Raw genomic sequence first — 995 nt, 5'->3', positions numbered from 1 at the left:
ATGGCAAAAGGTAAATTCGAGCGTACAAAGCCTCATGTGAACATCGGCACGATTGGCCATGTCGATCATGGCAAGACGTCGCTGACGGCGGCGATCACCAAGTATTTTGGCGAATACAAGCGCTACGACCAGATCGATGCGGCGCCCGAGGAGAAGGCGCGCGGCATCACCATCTCGACGGCGCATGTCGAATACGAGACGGCCGCCCGCCACTACGCCCATGTCGACTGCCCCGGCCACGCCGACTATGTGAAGAACATGATCACCGGTGCCGCGCAGATGGACGGCGCGATCCTGGTTGTGTCGGCCGCCGACGGCCCGATGCCGCAGACCCGCGAGCACATCCTGCTGGCCCGTCAGGTCGGCGTGCCGTCGATCGTGGTGTTCTTGAACAAGGTCGACCAGGTCGACGACGCCGAGCTGCTCGAGCTGGTCGAGCTCGAGGTTCGCGAGCTGTTGACCAAGAACGAGTTCCCCGGCGACGACATTCCGATCGTCAAGGGTTCGGCACTTGCGGCTTTGGAAGATTCCGACAAGAAGATCGGCGAGGATTCGATCCGCGAATTGATGGCGGCGGTCGACGACTACATCCCGACGCCGGTTCGCCCGCTCGACAAGCCGTTCCTGATGCCGATCGAGGACGTGTTCTCGATCTCTGGCCGCGGCACGGTGGTGACCGGCCGCGTCGAGCGCGGCGTGGTCAAGGTCGGCGAGGAGCTTGAGATCGTCGGCATCCGTCCGACCACCAAGACGACCTGCACCGGCGTCGAGATGTTCCGCAAGCTGCTCGACCAGGGCCAGGCCGGCGACAACATCGGCGCGCTGCTGCGCGGTGTCGACCGCGAAGGTGTCGAGCGCGGCCAGGTTCTGGCCAAGCCGGGCACGGTCAAGCCGCACAAGAAGTTCGTCGCCGAAGCCTACATCCTGACCAAGGACGAGGGCGGCCGTCACACGCCGTTCTTCACCAACTACCGGCCGCAGTTCTATTTCCGCAC

At 63.6% G+C, this 995-nt stretch carries 1 protein-coding gene; it reads left to right on the top strand.

All coding sequences use genetic code 11. The features are described 5' to 3' along the window. Positions 1 to 995 (top strand): elongation factor Tu (gene tuf / locus BQ8794_RS27445; RefSeq protein WP_077381743.1); only part of this gene is annotated, 995 nt, incomplete at its 3' end.

It is taken from the genome of Mesorhizobium prunaredense (assembly GCF_900156895.1).
Classification (GTDB): domain Bacteria; phylum Pseudomonadota; class Alphaproteobacteria; order Rhizobiales; family Rhizobiaceae; genus Mesorhizobium; species Mesorhizobium prunaredense.
This window is presented reverse-complemented; position numbering and strand designations above follow the sequence as displayed.